We start from the raw sequence: 18663 nt of genomic DNA, 5'->3' as shown, positions 1-18663 counted from the left end.
TTACCTGTTCTCGGATCGGGAGTGGTGCTCGGTCGTTATGTCGCTCCGGGGCCGTGCGCAGTTACACCGCCGACGGCTGCGCTGGTCGAGGCCCCGTACCCCATGGCGCGCAGCATCGAGATCAGCTCGGACCTCGACTCGGCACCGAGCCTGCGCCTGATGCGGGCCACATGATGTTCGACGGTCTTCGGCGAGATGTAGAGCCGACTGCCGACCTCGCGATAGGTGACTCCGAGGACGAGCAGTTCGGCGACCTCGGCCTCGCGATCGCTCAGCGAACCCGTCGGCTGCGGCGTCGATCCCTGAGTGTCGCGTTGACTCGAGCTGGGCTGGCGCAACGACCTGGCGATGTGCAGCAGCGAGGTGGCCGTTGCGGTGTCGGTGACGGTCAGTGCGGCCTCGCTGGCCAGCCGAGCTCCATCCCAGGGCAGACCGAATGCGGTGAGCGTGCGCGCCGAATTCTCCACGTCGGTGGCGTCGGGTCTGCCCTGCAACACCCCGAGCCAGGCCCGGCCGGCCGCGGCGAGTGCGGCGCTGTACGGGTGGGTGGGAGCGGCAGTGGCAAGAGCCTTGGCATGCGGCACCAGCGCGTCGGGAGTCTGCGCCACGATGGCCGCCTGAACCTGATACCAATGCAGCGCCGATGCCCAGACGGGCGGTTCGCCGAGCGCCGCGAGTAGGTCGGTGGCCTGTGCCACCAGATGTTCGACGCGGTCGACCTGGCCGAGACGGGTTGCCGCCAAGAGCAATTCGCCCAGGGGCAGCAGCGCGAACAGGTCGGTGGAGTACTCGGCGATCACGTTCTGCGCCTGGGTCCACGCCGTGATCAGCGAACCTGCGTCACCGGAGCGACGGGCCAGCCCCACCCGAATCGCCTGCAGGAACAGCTGATTGCGTACGTGCGACACCGGAATCCGCAGCGCTTCGATCACTGCCCCAGCATCGGCCGTATCTCCCCGAAGCATCGACGCCCAGGCTCCGACGAGGCTCAGCCTGGTGTGTGCCTCGGATCCTGGACGGTGCTCGGGCAATGCTCTGGTCACGATGGAATCGACCCGAGACAGGTCTCCGCAGTGCATCGCGTGCAGGGCAGCGATCGCAGCGGGAGTGTCCGGGGTGCACGCGCGATCGGACACGGTGCCCGTCAACGCTATTGCGCGCATCAGAGAATTCGCGGCGGCACCGGATGCGGCCGGACTCCGCGAATCGATCGACCCGATGACCCCGGTTGCGAGCAGGGTGCCCGACGCGGTGCTCGACGTCGGTGCGAGAGCCGCCACGGCAGCCATAGACCGGTCGGCGGCGCTGCGATCACCGGCGGCCGCGGCGGAGAGGGCGGCCCACACCGCGTCGGGGCCGAGTCGATCCTCGCCGAGCCAGGAGAACAATTGTGCACTGCGCGAGGCCATTCCACGTTGCGCGGCAATCGACGCCGAAACCCGAACTGCTGTCCGCAGATGCGTCGCCTCGCACCCGGCGGCGCTGTCGAGAACCACATCGGCGTAGCGACCGGCCCCGTCGAGATCCCCGGTGGCCGCAGCGACCTCGGACCTGCGGGCAGCCAATTCTGCCGCATCGAAGCCTGCCTCGACGGCCGCGTCGTACAGGGCACCGGCGGTATCGACCGGAGCCGAATCGGCATGCTGGACAAGGAGATCGGCGAGCCCGCCGTGAACGACGCCGCGCTCTGCCAACGCACGTGCGGCGGTGGCGTCGAGCAGGCGGGATCGGACGGCGACGTCGGTGATGGTCGAGAGCAGGACGCGGCAGCGCCCCTCGCCCATCGCCTCGGTCAGAGGGGCCTCGGCGGACGGGATCAACGTGCCCGCGGTGTCGAGCATGCCGGAGCTGCGGGCCAGGTCGACGACGGATTCGACGTCGCTGGCGCGGGCGACGATCTGCGCGGCCGACGCGGGGTCAGGGGTGATGCCGAATCGCGCCGCGAGCAGCAGTGCCCGGGTGTCGTCGGTGGCCTCGACCAGCATCCGACGGTGCTGTTCGGCAACGGATTCCGCGACGGCACGCAGCGGGGCCGGATCGGATCGATCGCCGCCGAGCGCACCGAGGGCCGCGTCGACGGCGGCGAGTACTCCGCCGGTCGACTTGACGATGGCACCGGCGAGCGACGCCGATACGGGCCGGGCCGTGGCCGCCGCCCGCACCGATACGGCCGCCTTGTCCAGTGGAACCAGCGTCAGACGATTGGAACCGGCAGAGGAGACCAGCTTCTCGATGCGTGAATCGAAACTGCGTGGAGCGGTGGCGACGATCAGGGTCATGTCCGATCGTGTTGCAGCCGCGGCAATCTCGTCGAGTCGCTGCTCCGGCGACAGGTGCGCGTCGTCGACGAGAACCGTAGAGCCGGACGGCGCGTCGGCGATGGTGCCCGTGTACGCCTCCACCGACGCCGCAATCGCGTCGAGCACGGCGGATCGACCGGAGCCGTTCACTCCGACGACCACGTGCAACCCCTTGGTGGTCAGCGCATCACGGACGAAGCGATCGGCGCGCTCGACGCCGACGAGCCAGGGGCAGGTGCTGGTCACGGGCGACCTATCGGCCGGTCAGGCCGCCGAGGGCTCCGCCGAGCCCGTCACCCACGCCGCCGACGACGCCGCCGAGCCCGTCACCCACGCCGCCGACGACTCCACCGAGGCCTTGGCCGACGCCCTGACCGACATCGCCGATGGTGGGGCCCTGGTAACTCGGCACCTGCACGCTCGGAGCCTGCGGAACCTGCACGGCCGGTGGCTGGTAGTTGGGGACCGTCGGGACATTGGCGGGCGGGATGGTCGGCACGGTGGCCGCGCCGTTGCCTGCCGGTGCCGGGGCCGGGGCGGGGGCTCCCGCAACCGGTGCGCCGGTCACCGGGTCGATCTGTGTCACGGAGCCATCGGAGTTGACGACCGTGGTGGGGGCACCCTCGGATCCGGTTGCAGCAGCGCCGTTCTCGCCGGTGGTCGCCGTCGTCGCTCCGACGTCCGCCACCGTCGCAGTGGTTCCCGGTGTCTCGGTGCTCGAGATCGAGGTCTCCGCATTGGTTTCGGCGGGTGCGGTGTTGTCCGAGGTCAACGCCGTGCCCACCGACAGGCCGCCGCCGGCGAGCAGTGCGAGAGCGACGACGGAACCGGCCACGATGCCTGCCTTCTTGCGACCGGACATGCCCGAGTCCGAATCGACGGCGGTGGGCGTCGGTGCGGGGCGGGGAGTGGGGCGAGGCGTCGGGGCGGCTGCCGCGGCGGACGCCACTGCCATGGTGGGCACCGCGGCCAACGCGGCGGCGTTGTCGGCGGCCGTCGCGTCGGCGATATCGCTGCCGAGAATTGCGGCACCGACCGCGACGGTCAGTTCGGGGCGAGGTCCGGCCACCACGGGTGCCCGCAGTTCGGACGACATGAGCTCGGCGACGAGCGGAATGGCCGAGCTACCGCCGACGAGTACCACCTGATCGATATCGGTGACGTCGAGGCCCGCGGCCGTGACGGCGTCGCGCACCGTTCCGATGGATCCCAGCAGCGATGCGCGCACCAGCTCTTCGAGTTCGGACCGCACCAGACGGACCTCGGTGTGCAGGCCCGGCAGGTCGACGGTCAGCGACGTCGACGTGTCGTAGGAGAGCTGCTCCTTCGCCTCGCCGCAGCGAGCCCGTAGTTCCACGAGTGCGCCGACGGTATCGGGGTCGAAAGGGTCGAACTCGAACGACTGGCTACCCGAGACGGTGTCGAGGACGTACTGCATGATCGCGTGATCGAACTGCGCTCCGCCGAACTCCTGGGAGTGGACACCGGTGCCGATGACGCCTGCGTCGGAGCCGGTACGCATCAGCGTGACGTCCAGAGCGCTCGCACCGAGGTCGTAGATCACGGCGAGGCCGTCGGCCTGCGGTCCGCGTGTGACCTCGAGCCACCGCATCGTGGCGACGGACTCGGGAACCAGAGTGACGTCGGTGAGCCCGGCGCGGTCCAATGCCTCACCGAGAACCTCGGCGGTGTACGCGTTCCAGCGAGTGGGGTGCGTGACGACGACGGTGGGAGCCGACTCGGTTCCGGCGGACGCCTCGGCAACCAGTGCGCGAGTGGCGGTGGCGTAGAGGTCCTCGGCGCGATGACTGCGGCCGTCGTCGTCGATCAGTTCCACCGGATCGCCCACCCGATCGGCGAACCCGCCGATCAGATGCCGCGTCGAACGGTCCCACAGCTCGGCCAAGCTCGGGGCGGCACCTGGACGCAGGTCGAGCGCAGAACGCTTGGCCACCGAGGTGACGGGATCGGTGTCCAATGCCGCCACTGCGGTCACCGAGCCGATACGTATGCCGAGCCCTGCGTTCATGGTCGTGTCGCCGCCTTCGTCTCGCTCTGCCGTCCGTCGTACTGCCGTCACTGGCACTGTCGACAGAAGCTATCTGTTCGTTACGTCTCACAGCAGGTTAGAGCGCATAACGAGTGAAATCCCCTAAAGGGCCCATATCCCCTAACCGAAGTTCCCTGGCAACCCCCGGGGGACTGGGGGGATCGGCCCCGTTGGGCGGGGGCTCCGCGATGCATAGCTTTGTGATCAACCACGAAGTACCACTCGTCAAGGAGACCCACGATGGCTACCAACGCCGTACTCGATTTCATCCTCAGCCTGCTGCGCGACGACCAGGCCGCCGCTGCGTACTGCGCCAACCCCGAGATGACGTTGGCCGCTGCCGGCCTCGGTGACGTCACCCATGCCGACATCGTCGCCGTGGCACCGCTGGTCGCCGAATCGGGACTGTTCGCCGGAGCCGGCAGCCAGCTCTCGGCCATCCTGGGCGCAGGCGGATCGGCAGGCCTCGACGGCGCACTCGCCGGTGGAGCGAGCCTCGGCGGCGGATTGTCGGCCGGTCTCGGACTGGCTGCAGGCGCCGTCGCCGGCGGCGGACTCGCTGCAGGCGGCAGCCTGACCGGTGGAATCGACGTCACGGGTGAGATCGCTGCATCCCTGCAGGCTGCCCTCGCTGCGGCGTTGGCCGTCGGCGGTCAGATCGGCCTCGAGCTCGGCACCGCATTCGGCGGCGCACTGGATGCTCTCATCGGTGCAGGCGCGGGCGTCGGCGGCGGCCTGGATCTCGATCTCGACGGTCTGCTCGGCGGCACCGTCGGACTCGGCGCTGCGCTGACCGGACTGATCGGTGCAGGCGCAGGCATCGGCGGCGAGATCAGCGGAGACATCGCGGCACAGCTTCAGGCAGCCCTCGACGCAGCACTCGGTGCGACCGGTGCCGTCGATCTCGGCGCGTTGGCCGACATCCAGGGTGGCCTGTCCGGCGCACTCGGCGCGATCTTCGGCGTCGGCGGAACGGTCGGAGCCGAGCTGGGCACCGCTCTCGGCGGAGCCTTCGACGCCGTCCTCGGTGCCGGAGCCGGACTCGACCTCGCAGGTGACCTGGGTGCCGCTCTGACCGCGGGCATCGGTGGCGCACTTGCCGGCCTCGGCACCGTCGGAGCAGATCTCACCACCGATGTCGGTGCAGCACTGGACGGAGCACTCGGTGCCGGTGGCGCGCTGGTCGGCGACATCGCCGGTGGCGTCGGAGCCAGCCTCGGCGGACTCTTCGCGGCAGACGGTGCCATCGCGGGATCCATCGGAACCGCACTCGGAGCCGTCCTGGACGCCGGTGCGCTCGCCGACCTCGACGTCGACGCCCTGCTGGCCGCAGGCGGCAACATCGGCGCCGTCGTCGGCGGTGCACTGGGAACTGCACTCGACCTCGACACCAGCGCGATCGGCAGCCTCACCGCGGCGCTCGATACTGCACTCGACGGTGCGATCGGAGCGGGTGCAGAAATCGGCGGCGGACTTGTCGGCGGACTCGAAGGCGGAGTTGCGGGCGGCCTCGAAGGCCTCCTCGGAACGGCCTTCGGCGTCGGTGGAACAGCCGGAGCCCAGCTCGGTACCGCCCTCGAATCCGTACTCGACACCAGCGCAGCCCTCGACCTCGGAGCCGCACTCGGTGCCGGAGCCGACCTCAGCGCAGGACTCGTCGGAGCGATCGACACCGCGGTTGCTGCCGGAGCCGACCTCTCGGGAACCGTCGAAGCAGCACTCGGCGGAGTCGGCGGAGTGGGCGCGGATCTGTCGGGCGGCCTGGCCGGACTCGGCGGAGTGGGTGCAGGCCTCACCGGAGGACTGGCCGGACTCGGAAACGTCGGTGCTGATTTGACCGGTGGTCTCGCGGCTGTCGGAAACGTCGGTTCTGAACTGACCGGTGGTCTCGCGGCTGTCGGAAACGTCGGTTCTGAACTGACCGGTGGTCTCGCGGCAGTCGGAAACGTCGGTTCTGAACTGACCGGTGGCCTGGAGGCTGTCGGAAATGTCGGTGCAGGCGTCACCGGCGGACTCGCCGGTGTGGGTGAGGCTGGTGCCGGTCTGACCGGTGGGCTGGCCGGACTCGGCAGCCTCGGCGGCGGTATCGCAGGCGGAGTGGCCGGCGGAGTCGCCGGCGGCGTCGATGCAGCGGCGTCGGCAGGCGCAGGACTGGAAGGAGCCGTCACCGGCGCTGTGAGCGGCGGAATCGACGCAGCAGCGTCGGCAGGCGCAGGACTCGAAGGTGTCGCAGACACTGCAGGTTCGGTGGCCGGCGGCCTCGAAGGTACCGCTGGCGGAGTCGTCGATGCGGGAACCTCCGTCGGTGGGGAGATCGCCTCGAACGTCGGTGCCGGGCTGGACGCCGGTGCCTCGCTCGGAGGCGGCGTCGCGTCCACTGTGGGTGCGGGTTTGGATGCTGGTGTCGACGCTGCGGCTTCAGCGGGCGGCGAGTTTGACTCCGCCGCAGAGATCGGCGGCCAGGCCGCGGGCAGCCTCACCGGTGGTCTGCAGTCGGGTGCCGAAGGGCTGATCGACGCCGGCGGCAGCCTGTCCAGCGCTGCGTCGGGATCGTTCGAGCAGTCGAGCTCGTTCGATTCCTCGGCGACGGCGGCCGGTAGCGGCTGGTCGAGCGTCGACTCGGACGTCTTCGGTCAGGGCGAGACCGACTCGAGCCTGTTCAGCGAGTCGAGCCTGCACGGTTCGGTGGATTCGGCAGCGGACTCGCTCGGCAACGTCACCGTCGATCACGACTTCGACCCGACGCAGCCCTGATCCTCTCGCCTGCGGGCGGGCATTGATGCGACTCGGCCCCGAGTGTTCACCGGCACTCGGGGCCGAGTCGTCGCTAGAGTTCGTTCCTGGGCGCGAGAGTGGAGCCTGGTACTGCGGAAGTCGACGAGAATGGTTGTGAACACAAGCGTATGGACGGGCAATCTACGGAGCTGGCCGAGCTGCTGAGCCGTACTGCGGCGGCGGCGACAACAGCGGGAAGATCCGACCTGGTGGATCGAGCCGAGGCCGCGCGGTCGCGAGTCCTGGATCCACGTCGACGCATCATCGTGGTCGGACCGCTCAAGCAGGGCAAGAGCCAGTTCGTCAATTCACTGCTCAATCTGACGGTGTGCTCGGTCGGCGACGACGAGACCACCGCAATTCCGACAGTGGTGTCCAACTCCGAGAGTCTCTCCGCGCAGCTCGTACTCGCGGATCCGGGCAACGAGCCCATCCGAGTGGACGTTCCGCCCGAGGAGATCACGACGATCACCCCGGCGAGCCCACGCGCCCAGGGCCGAGAAGTGCTGCGCCTGGACATCGGGGTAGCGAGTCCGCTGCTCGCGGACGGTCTGGTGTTGGTCGATACCCCCGGGGTCGGCGGCCACTCGAATCCACACGCGGCAGGCACTCTGGGGCTGATTCCGTCGGCGGACGCCGTGCTCGTGGTGTCCGACGCCTCGCGCGAATTCACCGAGCCGGAGCTGTCGTTTCTTCGACAGGTGCAGGGATTGTGCCCGGCCGTGGCCGTACTGATCACCAAGATCGATCTGTATCCGCACTGGCGGCAGATCGTGGAGGCCAACCGTGGTCACCTCGATCGCGCGGGCATCGACGTGCAGATGTTGCCGGTGTCGTCCCTGTTGCGTTCGCACGCACTGCGTTTGAACGACGAGGAGCTCAATGCCGAGTCCGGTTTCCAGCAGCTCTACGCGTTCCTGCGCGACGACGTCGTGGCGCGGGCGGATGTCCTGGCGCGCTCGTCGGTCTCGCTCGATGTCCGATCGGTCACCGAACATCTGACACTGTCGTTGGGCAGTGAGCTTGCGGCACTGAAGGATCCGGAGCGTGCGGCGGCAGCAGTGGCCGGGCTGCAGCGTGCCAAGTCCGCTGCCGAGGATCTGCACAAGCGTTCGTCGCAGTGGCAGCAGACGCTCGGTGACGGTATCGCCGATCTCGCGTCGGACATCGATCACGATTTGCGAGACCGGTTGCGTCGCGTCACCCGCGAAGCGGAAGAAACCGTCGACGAAGGCGACCCCGGCAAGGATTGGCCGCAACTCGGCGAATGGCTCGAGGAGCAGATCGCCGCGTCGGTGGGCGACAATTTCGTGTGGGCTCACGAACGGGCACTGTGGCTTTCGGAATTGGTGGCCGAGCACTTCGCCTCCTCCGGAGCGGCAGCGCTGCCCGATCTCGATCTCGGCGAGCTGGAGAACGTCCTCGACCCCGTGTCGTCGTTGGCCGATCTGGAATCGGGTCGCGTCGGGATCACCCAGAAGGTTCTCGTGGGAATGCGCGGGTCCTACGGCGGTGTACTGATGTTCGGTCTGATCACCACGTTCGTCGGGTTGAGCCTGCTCAACCCGATCTCCATCGGCGCGGGAGTGTTGCTCGGTACCAAGGCGTACAAGGAGGACAAGGAAAACCGGATCAAGGCGCGTCGATCCGAGGCGAAGATGGCGATCCGCCGTTTCACCGACGACGTCAGTTTTCAGGTGGGCAAGGAGTCCAAGGACCGGCTGCGGCAGATCCAGCGCGTGCTGCGTGATCACTTCACCTCGATCGCCGAGCAGACGCTGCGTTCGCTCAACGAGTCATTGCGCTCGGCGCAGGAGGCGGCCGCGGCAGACAACACCGACCGTACCGTTCGCATCGCTGCGCTCGAGAACGAGATGCGCGTGGTGGCCGAATTGAATTCTCGGGCAGCAGCTCTCGTCAAGGACATCGCGGTATGAGCGTGGCGGCTCTCGCCCGGGCACGAGAACTGGTCTCGGCGGCACGCTCGACGTACTCCGGTGACGCCGAGGCGTCGTGGATGCTGGACGAATGCCTGTATCGCCTGGACGAGCCGCTGCGGGTGGCTCTCGCGGGATCACTGAAGGCCGGCAAGTCCACACTGCTCAATTCTCTTGTGGGGCAGGATATCGCCCCTACCGACGCGACCGAGTGCACCAAGGTCGTCACGTGGTACCGCAACGGCGTCACTCCTGCGGTCACGGCCTGGTACGACGGCGATCGAGCCGCGAACGTCCTGGTCCAGCGACGGGAAGGCCGATTGACGTTCGACCTCGGGTCCCTGACGGCCGCGCAGGTCGACCGACTCGATGTCGAATGGCCGGCGAGCGCGTTGGCGCAGACGACGATCATCGACACCCCCGGTACCTCCTCACTGTCGCGAGACGTCTCTGCGCGCACGTTGGCGATGCTCACCCCCGAGAACTCGTCCTCGGGTGCCGACGCCGTCGTCTATCTGCTGCGCACCCTCAATGCGACGGACGTGTCGTTTCTCGGGCAGATCGGCGCGCATGTGGGCGGTGACTCGGGCCCACTCGGGGTGATCGGCGTCGTCTCGCGGGCCGACGAGGTGGGCTCGGGCCGGATGGACGCGATGATGTCGGCCAAGGAAGTCGCTGCGCGCTTCGCGTCCGAGCTCGAGGCCACCGGCCTGTGCCAGGCGGTGGTTCCGGTTGCGGGGCTGCTGGCACTCGGTGCGGAAACGTTGCGGCAGAACGAGTTCGCGGCGTTCGAGACGCTGGCTACCGTGCCTACCGAGGACCTGCAGTTGGCGATGCTCTCGGCCGACCGCTTCGTGCGAGCGGAGAGCACGCTACCGGTCGATGCATCGCTGCGGGCCAGCATCGTCGACCGTTTCGGGTTGTTCGGTATTCGGATGGCAGTGACGTTGATTCGGCTGGGTGTGCGCGATTCGCCCACGCTGGCTGCCGATCTGGTCGAGCGCAGCGGCTTGAGCGAACTTCGCTCGGTGATCGACGTGCAGTTCGGTCAACGTGCCGATCAGCTGAAGTTGCATTCGGCACTGGTTGCGCTGCAACGAATCCTGGAGTTCAGACCGGAATCGCACGCCCTGCGCACCGAGGCCGGGCGGATGCTGGCCGACGTGCACGGATTCGCGGAACTACGTTTGTTGGGCCGATTGCGTTCCACCACACCGAAACTCCCCGACGGCGGACTGCTCGAGCTGCAGCGCATCATCGGCGGTTTCGGCATCGCCGCCACCGAGCGCCTCGATCTGCCGCCCGACGCCGGGCGCGTGCAGCAGCGCGATACCGCCCTGGCAGCCGTGCGCAAGTGGCGAGCACTGTCCGAGCATCCACTGCTGGATCGGTTCACCTCGACCTCGTGCGCCCTGGCTGCCCGCAGCGCCGAAGGGATACTCGCCTCACTGGCCTGAGGATGCCCGGGGCAGGAGAGCGACGATCGTCGCGGCGGCCGCGGTGCCCGCCACGACGAAGGGTCCCCACTGAAGGACGCCGCCGAGCAGTGCGGAGGCGTCGGACACGAAGGTCGAGAACGTCACTGCCGCTCCGATGGTGAGGATTCCGACCGCGCCCATCAGAACCTTCGACGACATCGCTGCATTGCGCAACAGATTCAGTGCGACGAAGCCGAGCAACACGAGGACCGCCGCTGCGGCCCCGCTGGACAGTAATGTGGCCGAGGCGGTGTTGCGGACATCGGCGGCACTGGCCGTCGAATCCTGCTGTGACACTGCGGTTTCGACACCGGAAAGCACGGACTCCCAATTCAGAGCGACGATGCCGGCCAATGCGAGCACCAACACCGCCGTCAGAACCCACAGAGCGCTCGCGACCTTCGGCCGGACCGAGCGGGTTGGCTCCTGACGTGGCCGAAGAGGCTCGACGGAAACATCCGGCCGCGGGGGTTGCGGACGCGGCGGGACGGGCCTCCGCGATGTCGGGTCGTTCTGTTCTTCGGCCACGATGCAGGAGTCTATCGGGCGGTGATGGTCGACTGCGGTGTCAGCGCAGCACCACCGCCACACCCTCGTACGGCTGCAGGGTCATCGGGAAGCTGTTCAGTTCGTCCACGGTGGCGATCTCGTTGTCGTCGAACACGTCGATGGCGCACGTGCCGGGCACCAGGTGCTTGGACTGAATGGTCGCGCTGATCTCCTCGGACGAGAAGTTCAGCACCGTCGCCTGAATGGTTCCCTGGCTGAGTTCGTGCACCATCACCAACAGTCCCTTGTGCGAGACCGTCGGAATGTCGATCTGCTGTGCGGTGGCGATACCGAACTTGTTGCGCAGCTCGATGATTCGCGCCAACTGGCGAGCGAACGACTGCGGATCCGCCAATTGCTCGGGGAGCGAGCCGTAGAGGCTGCGCCCGCGGGGGATGCCGGACTCCGAGCGGACGGCCTCGGGGAAGTACCCCATCAGATCGTGTGCGCCGCGGTTGAGCCACCGAGTGTCACCTTCGCGGATGAGATCCTCGACCTCGTCGGCGTCGATGGGCAGGATGCCCAGCAGATCCCAGCCGGACAGCGCGAACACGCCGGGCTGCAACGCGTTGTACATCGCGAGCAGCAAGTGGGCTCGCTTGACCGTCTCGATGTCGCGCTCGTCCATTCGATCGAGATCGCGAATACCGAGGGATGCAGTGATCACACTTGCTGTGGTGCAGGCGATTCCGTTGGTGGTGAACGTTCGGTTGTACGGTGCCCAGCGTCCGGTGAGTCGATCGGTCAGTTCGCCGCGGATGCGATCGCCCAGATCACTGCCCTTGACTGCCTCGCCGCCGTAGGTGAACTCGTCGTCGGCGTGCAGGGTGGCGAAGTGGATGAGCTCGAACGTCATCTCGTCGTGATTCTGCAGTGCGTGCACGAGGGAGGCCGTGTCGACACCATGATCACGCGCCAGAGTCATGGTGAGCCTGAGGAACTCGGTGTTTCCCATGACGAGCGCGTGCTGATAGGCCGGACGGTTGATGAAGTCGTACGACAGGTCGGCACCGTTTTCACCCATGGCCTTGATGTCGTCGATCGTCAGGTTCAATTCCTGGAAGGTGAACCCACCCATCTTGCGTACCACGCTGGCGATCAGGTGGTTCGCGGCCTCGGACAAGGGGTGGCCCTCGGACCAGCCCGGTCCTTCGGCTCGACGTTCGACACCGAGAAATCCGTTGGCGTCCAATCGCAGAGCGCCTGCACCCAGATCGGCGATGGAGTGGCACGCGTCGCCGATCACCAATCGCATGCCGGCGAAAGAGGGATCGAGCCAGTTGATCGACGGCTGACCGGCCTTGAAGTAGTGCAGGTACACCCAGCGACGTTCGACGCCGTCGACGCCGACGACGGGAGGTGTTGCGCTCCAGTTGGTTTCCTTCACGCCGAGCTCGTAGAAGATCACTCGTTGCAACTGGCCGATGATGTAGCCGGCGCGGGCGAGATTGGCCTCGGCCTCGGCGTCGATGTTCTGCGAATCGGCACCGGCGCGCACTCGTGGCAGTAGGTGCCAGTCCTGCGGTTCGATCTCGACCATGTGGTAGATGCCGGGGTAGTCGGCGACGGCCATCTCGGCGAGGCGGAAGTCTGCACCCTTGCCGGTGTGGCCGGGCACGATGTCGTCGATGACGATCCCGTCGTACGCCGACGCCACCACGCAGAGGCGTCGGAACTCCTCTTCGGATCCGAACGCGGGGTCGATCTGCATGCCGATGCGGTCGAAGTGCCCGTCGACCGAGGGGGTCGGTCGCCAGCCGTGGATGCCGCCTGCGACCTTCACCGGGCCGGTATGCACTGCGGTGACACCGATTTCGGAGAATGCCTGCCACAGTTTCTCGTCGCCCAGAGTGCTCAGGAAGCTCGTCTGTGGGGCGTTGATCACCGAGATGGGGTACGCGGTGAACCACACCGGAGCTCGCTCCACGGCGGCGCGAGGGTCGGGGTCCGCGTACGGGTTCTGCCACATGCTGCCCTTGCCCGAGAGTTGCTCGGCAATGAGCTTGGCGTCCCGCAGCATCGACTGTTCGGTGAGCCAATCCACGTAGTCGGGATTGGACGCAACCGGCTCGCTGTCGGGCGTGGGGCTGTTGCTGCGGTTGGCGCGACGCACCGAAGGTCGAAGTGGTTTCGGCCGAGCCGGGTAGAACTTCTCGTCGTAGGTGATCTCGCTCGGTTCGTGCTGCACTTCGGGATCCATGTGCCTCCGTAGCCTCGCTTTTTCTCAACCCTACGTAGGGCGCGGCCGATCCGCAGGGTTGTGGTTCCCCTGATCGTCGAGCGGTGAAACCTCACTCGCCGACCGGTGAAACCTACGCCGAACTACACGTATGTGATTCGCCGGCGCCGTTTTCCTTCGATATGCGAACGTCATCGAATCGAGACCGCCTGGTGTGGAATGTCTGATTCGGATAGGCCATAGTGAGTCAGGTACCAACTGCCCCTTCAGTCACATCAGACTCATGGGTCACATCCCCCTCAGCTACAGGAGTTGTTCATGCGACGTCTTGCCCGCACATCGATCCTGGCCTCGACGGCCGCTCTGGCCGCCGCCATCGGTGCGGTTGCCATCGCACCCATCGCCTCCGCCGAGCCCGAGGCCGAGCCCGCGATGCCACTCGGCTCCGCGGTCCTCGAAAGCCCCGACCTGGTGGTCACCATGGCCACCGTCTGCGACACAGATGTCGAGGACGCGCCCGAGGGCGGCGTCGTGGCATTGCAGGTCAAGGTCGACAACATCGGCGCGGACGACGCGTCGAACGTCAACGTCAACTACGGCGCGCTGCCGGGCGTCCAGGGTCAGAACACCGAGACGACCATCAAGGCAGGCGAGGCAGCGACGTACACCGTGCCCTCCGTAGACCGTGAATGGGTCGCTCGGCCGGCTGGTGCCGCAGCCTTCGCCAGCGCACTCGACGCCGATTTCATGAACAACATCACCGCCGGCCTGCTCAGCTACAGCTGCATCCCGGCACCCGTCGAGGAGCCTGCCGAGTAGTTCCTCTCTCCACGCTTTCTCCCCGCTGCGCCGCGACGATCCCTGCTGATCGTCGCGGCGTACTGCTGTGGAGGGGCTTCGCCCCATGTGAGTAGAAGTTCGTAGCAGGCACCGAATTTCCATGCACGTGCGGCGCAGCCGCTCCCTCGGGAACAAATTCGCCACACCCTCCGTTGTGCAGGTCAGCAGCCTTGAGTGGATGAGGCTCAAGTTGGAAGTTGACGCAACAAGACGCGTTGTGCAAACTTGAGCGGAGTTCGCTCACCCAGGGACTGAACCCCAGCAATAACAGGAGGAAACATTATGGCTCGTGCGGTCGGTATCGACCTCGGGACCACCAACTCGGTCGTGTCCGTCCTCGAGGGCGGCGAACCGGTTGTCGTCGCCAACTCCGAGGGATCACGCACCACCCCGTCGATCGTCGCTTTCGCCAAGAACGGTGAAGTGCTGGTCGGCCAGCCCGCGAAGAACCAGGCGGTCACCAACGTCGATCGCACGATTCGTTCCGTGAAGCGCCACGTCGGCACGGACTGGACCGTGGAGATCGACGACAAGAAGTACACCCCTCAGGAAATCTCCGCGCGCACGCTGCAGAAGCTCAAGCGCGACGCCGAGGCCTACCTGGGTGAGGAAATCACCGACGCGGTCATCACCGTTCCCGCCTACTTCGAGGACGCACAGCGCCAGGCCACGAAGGAAGCCGGCCAGATCGCCGGCCTCAACGTCCTGCGCATCGTCAACGAGCCCACCGCGGCAGCTCTCGCATACGGACTGGACAAGGGCGACAGCGAGCAGACCATTCTCGTGTTCGACCTCGGCGGCGGCACGTTCGACGTCTCGCTGCTGGAAATCGGCGACGGCGTCGTCGAGGTCCGCGCGACGTCCGGCGACAACCACCTCGGTGGCGACGACTGGGACGAACGCATCGTGACCTGGCTCGTCGACAAGTTCAAGGCTCAGAACGGCATCGATCTGACCAAGGACAAGATGGCGCTGCAGCGTCTGCGTGAGGCTGCCGAGAAGGCGAAGATCGAACTGTCCTCCGGGCAGAGCACCTCGATCAACCTCCCGTACATCACGGTCGACGGCGACAAGAACCCGCTGTTCCTCGACGAGCAGCTCAGCCGCTCCGAGTTCCAGAAGATCACCTCCGACCTCCTCGACCGCACCCGTGCGCCGTTCCAGGCAGTGGTCAAGGACTCCGGCATCGCCGTCAAGGACATCGACCACGTCGTGCTCGTCGGTGGTTCGACGCGTATGCCCGCCGTGTCCGAGTTGGTCAAGGAGCTCTCCGGTGGACGCGAGCCCAACAAGGGCGTCAACCCGGACGAGGTCGTGGCCGTCGGTGCCGCACTGCAGGCCGGTGTGCTCAAGGGTGAGGTCAAGGACGTTCTGCTCCTCGACGTCACGCCGCTGTCCCTCGGCATCGAGACCAAGGGTGGCGTGATGACCAAGCTCATCGAGCGCAACACCACCATCCCGACGAAGCGTTCCGAGACCTTCACCACCGCTGACGACAATCAGCCGTCGGTGCAGATCCAGGTCTTCCAGGGTGAGCGCGAGATCGCCTCGCACAACAAGCTCCTCGGCTCCTTCGAGCTGACCGAGCTGCCCCCGGCTCCTCGCGGCATCCCGCAGATCGAGGTCACCTTCGACATCGACGCCAACGGCATCGTGCACGTCACGGCCAAGGACAAGGGCACCGGCAAGGAAAACACGATCAAGATCCAGGACGGCTCCGGCTTGTCCAAGGAAGAGATCGACCGCATGGTCGCCGACGCGGAAGCTCACGCAGACGAGGACAAGGCTCGTCGCGAAGAGGCCGAGGTTCGCAACCAGGCAGAGTCGTTGGTCCACCAGACGGAGAAGTTCGTCAAGGACAACGAGGACAAGGTCGACGCCGAGCTCAAGGGACGCGTCGAAACCGCTATCGCCGACGCCAAGACGGCTCTCGCGGGCAGCGACATCTCGGCAGTCAAGGCCGCCGTGGAGAAGCTCTCGACCGAGTCGCAGGCTCTCGGCACCGCCATCTACGAGGCTCAGGCCAAGGAGCAGGGCGGCGCAGAGGGTGGCGCTCAGGCCGCTGACGACGGTGTCGTCGACGCAGAGGTTGTCGACGAGCCCGCCGACGACACGGACAAGAAGTGACGTCGGGTAACACCGAGCAAGAACCGGTCACTTTCGTGGACAAGCGGAAGATCGATCCCGAGACCGGTGAAGTACGGGAAGGTGACGCAGTGCCGGAGACCCTCGTGGGTGCCGGTACTGCGCCCCAGCCCGGCTCGGTGGACGAAGAGGGAATCGAAGCAGAGGTGGTCGAGGACCCGCGTGACAAGCAGGTCGCCGAGCTCACCGCAGATCTGCAGCGCGTGTCGGCGGAGTACGCCAACTACCGGCGTCGTACCGACCGTGAGAAGCAGACCGGAGCGGAGAACGCGAAGGCGTCCGTCGTCTCGCAGCTTCTTCCGGTTCTCGACGACCTCGAGCGAGCCCGCCAGCACGGCGATCTCGAAACCGGGCCGCTCAAGGCAGTGGCGGACAAGTTGTCAGGGGTGTTCTCGAACATCGGACTGACCACGTTCGGAGCCGAGGGCGACGCCTTCGACCCGGCCGTCCACGAGGCCGTCTCCCACGAGGGCGACGGCAGCAGTCCGGTCGTCGGAACGCTGATGCGCAAGGGCTACAAGCTCGGCGATCGCGTCCTGCGGACCGCGATGGTAGGCGTCGTGGACAGTGCAACAGAAGAATCGGATGCACCCGCGTCCGACGAGCAGTAAACAGAAATAGCGCGAGAGGAGGAAACGCCCGGTGAGCCAGCGGGAGTGGATCGAGAAGGACTTCTACAAGGAGCTGGGCGTTTCCTCCAGCGCGAGTGCAGAAGAGATCAAGAAGGCGTACCGAAAGTTGGCTCGGGACAACCATCCCGACGCCAATCCCGGCAACACCTCGGCCGAGAACAAGTTCAAGGCGGTCAGCGAGGCTCATGCCGTTCTCGCCGACCCGGCCAAGCGCAAGGAATACGACGAGGCGCGACGACTGTTCGCCTCGGGCGGCTTCGGTAGTCGCGGTAGCGGTGGATTCTCGCCCGGCGCTGGCGGATTCGGCGGCGGTGGCCAGACCTTCGACGTCGGAGACATCTTCGGTCAAGGCGGCGGCGACGGCGGAATCGGCGACCTGTTCGGTGGCTTGTTCAACCGCGGTGGCGCGCAGCAGCGCACCCAGAGCAACCGGCCCCGACGCGGCAGCGACGTCGAGACCGAGACCTCGTTGCAGTTTCGTGAAGCGGCACAGGGCGTTACGGTCCCCCTGAAGTTGACGAGCCCGTCCTCGTGTACCACCTGCCACGGCAGTGGCGCGAAGCCCGGCACCAGCCCACGGGTGTGCCCCAAATGCAACGGCCAAGGCGTCGTCAACAGAAACCAAGGCGCATTCGGCTTCAGTGAGCCGTGCGACGACTGCCGCGGGACCGGGTCCATCATCGACGACCCGTGCGTCGACTGCCGTGGCACCGGAGTGCAGAACCGCACCCGCACCATCACCGTGCGCGTCCCGGCAGGCATCAGTGACGGGCAGAAGGTTCGGCTCGCCGGTCAAGGCGAGGCGGGGCTTCGCGGAGCACCGTCCGGCGACCTGTTCGTGACCGTACGGGTCAAGCCCGACAAGGTGTTCGGCCGTACCGGCGACGACCTCACGGTCACCGTCCCGGTGAGTTACGGCGAACTGGTGCTCGGTACCACGTTGTCGGTGCCCACCCTCGAGGGGCGCGTCGGCGTGAAGGTTCCTCCGGGGACCGTCGACGGCCGGGTGCTGCGGGTGCGCGGACGCGGCATCCCGAAGAAATCCGGTACCGGTGATCTGATGGTGACCGTCAAAGTTGCCGTCCCGCAGAAACTGGACGATGCTGCTACCGACGCTCTGAAGAACTATCTGGAAGCCGAGAAGGCCAGCGGATTCGACCCGCGGGCCGGGTGGGCAGGTGTGTGATGTCGGTCCCTCCCGAGGGCGGATCTGCGAAATCCCGTGGCGGACAAGCTGATCCCGACGCGCAGGTCTTCGTGATCTCCGTCGCGGCGCAGTTGGCAGGCATGCACGCCCAGACATTGCGGACCTACGATCGACTCGGATTGGTCACTCCGCTTCGCACCACGGGTGGCGGTCGACGCTACTCGCCGCGTGACGTCGCGCTGCTTCGTGAGGTGCAGCGACTCTCGCAGGACGAGGGCGTCAACCTCGCGGGCATCAAGCGCATCATCGAACTCACCAATCAGGTCGAGGCACTGCAGTCTAGAGTGTCCGAGTTGGCTCAGGAGTTGGCCAACGTGCACGCCAGCTATCGCCGCGACCTGGTGCCGATCCAACGCAACGCCCTGGTGGTCTGGAAGCCGAAGCACCAGCGCTAGGTTCGCCTCCCGCAGATTTCTCGCAAACGCGCGCGCATTTGTCAGGTGCCCCTCTTTGCCAAGCTTCTGGTGAGTCATTCGAGAAGCTATGGAGGGTTACCGCATGTTGAGTGCTGAATTCACAGGGGAGCAGATCCGGGAGATGGTGTTCGAGTACTGCCGGTTGCCGTATGGGA

12 protein-coding genes are annotated in these 18663 nt (G+C 66.7%); 8 read left to right on the top strand and 4 right to left on the bottom strand.

Annotated features, from left to right (window positions below):
- Positions 1 to 35: 35 nt before the first annotated feature.
- Positions 36 to 2546, bottom strand: a complete 2511-nt coding sequence (locus tag MTX34_RS25950) for a helix-turn-helix transcriptional regulator (RefSeq protein WP_243608966.1) — start codon at positions 2544 to 2546, stop codon at positions 36 to 38.
- 7 nt (positions 2547 to 2553) lie between these two features.
- Complete coding sequence (locus MTX34_RS07545) at positions 2554 to 4329, bottom strand: Hsp70 family protein (RefSeq protein WP_243608965.1); 1776 nt, start codon at positions 4327 to 4329, stop codon at positions 2554 to 2556.
- A gap of 261 nt (positions 4330 to 4590) precedes the next feature.
- On the opposite strand from MTX34_RS07545, the gene MTX34_RS25675 reads away from it, so the two are divergent.
- From MTX34_RS25675 to MTX34_RS07530, 3 genes are all read left to right on the top strand, one after another.
- Positions 4591 to 7104, top strand: a complete 2514-nt coding sequence (locus MTX34_RS25675; RefSeq protein ID WP_279393021.1) for an IniB N-terminal domain-containing protein — start codon at positions 4591 to 4593, stop codon at positions 7102 to 7104.
- Between the two features lie 149 nt (positions 7105 to 7253).
- Positions 7254 to 9062 carry a dynamin family protein gene (locus MTX34_RS07535; RefSeq protein ID WP_243608964.1) on the top strand — a complete coding sequence of 603 codons (1809 nt, stop codon included), beginning with the start codon at positions 7254 to 7256 and terminating at the stop codon, positions 9060 to 9062.
- On the top strand, positions 9059 to 10519 hold the full coding sequence (locus MTX34_RS07530; RefSeq protein WP_243608963.1) for a dynamin family protein: 1461 nt from the start codon (positions 9059 to 9061) through the stop codon (positions 10517 to 10519). The genes MTX34_RS07535 and MTX34_RS07530 overlap by 4 nt, the downstream gene beginning before the upstream one ends.
- Here MTX34_RS07530 and MTX34_RS07525 read toward each other — a convergent pair.
- Together MTX34_RS07525 and treS are read right to left on the bottom strand one after the other, a co-directional pair.
- Complete coding sequence (locus MTX34_RS07525) at positions 10508 to 11068, bottom strand: hypothetical protein (RefSeq protein WP_243608962.1); 561 nt, start codon at positions 11066 to 11068, stop codon at positions 10508 to 10510. The two genes, MTX34_RS07530 and MTX34_RS07525, sit on opposite strands and share 12 nt — an antisense overlap.
- A 40-nt stretch (positions 11069 to 11108) precedes the next feature.
- Positions 11109 to 13289, bottom strand: coding sequence for a maltose alpha-D-glucosyltransferase (gene treS / locus MTX34_RS07520; RefSeq protein WP_243608961.1), 2181 nt, complete (start codon positions 13287 to 13289; stop codon positions 11109 to 11111).
- A 297-nt stretch (positions 13290 to 13586) separates the two neighbouring features.
- Between treS and MTX34_RS07515 the strand changes: the two genes are divergently transcribed.
- The 5 genes from MTX34_RS07515 to MTX34_RS07495 all read left to right on the top strand — a co-directional run bounded on the left by MTX34_RS07515 (position 13587) and on the right by MTX34_RS07495 (position 18487).
- A complete protein-coding gene (locus MTX34_RS07515; protein WP_243596700.1) occupies positions 13587 to 14087 on the top strand; it encodes a Pro-kumamolisin, activation domain family protein in 501 nt (166 codons plus the stop codon).
- Between the two features lie 303 nt (positions 14088 to 14390).
- Positions 14391 to 16235: a molecular chaperone DnaK gene (gene dnaK / locus MTX34_RS07510; RefSeq protein WP_243608960.1), complete on the top strand. Its 1845-nt coding sequence runs from the start codon at positions 14391 to 14393 to the stop codon at positions 16233 to 16235.
- Positions 16232 to 16864, top strand: a complete 633-nt coding sequence (grpE, locus tag MTX34_RS07505; RefSeq protein WP_243608959.1) for a nucleotide exchange factor GrpE — start codon at positions 16232 to 16234, stop codon at positions 16862 to 16864. The genes dnaK and grpE overlap by 4 nt, the downstream gene beginning before the upstream one ends.
- A gap of 31 nt (positions 16865 to 16895) precedes the next feature.
- The gene (gene dnaJ, locus MTX34_RS07500; protein WP_243596698.1) at positions 16896 to 18071 is read left to right on the top strand and encodes a molecular chaperone DnaJ; all 1176 of its coding nucleotides are present in this window, start codon (positions 16896 to 16898) and stop codon (positions 18069 to 18071) included.
- Entirely contained in the window at positions 18071 to 18487 is a 417-nt protein-coding gene (locus MTX34_RS07495; protein ID WP_243596697.1) for a heat shock protein transcriptional repressor HspR, read from the top strand. Before dnaJ ends, MTX34_RS07495 begins: the two co-directional genes overlap by 1 nt.
- Positions 18488 to 18663: the final 176 nt, after the last annotated feature.

The organism is Rhodococcus sp. ARC_M5, from assembly GCF_022810405.1.
GTDB classification, from domain to species: Bacteria; Actinomycetota; Actinomycetes; order Mycobacteriales; family Mycobacteriaceae; genus Rhodococcoides; species Rhodococcoides navarretei.
Note: the sequence above shows the minus strand (reverse complement) of the source record. Positions and strands in the feature narration are given on the sequence as shown.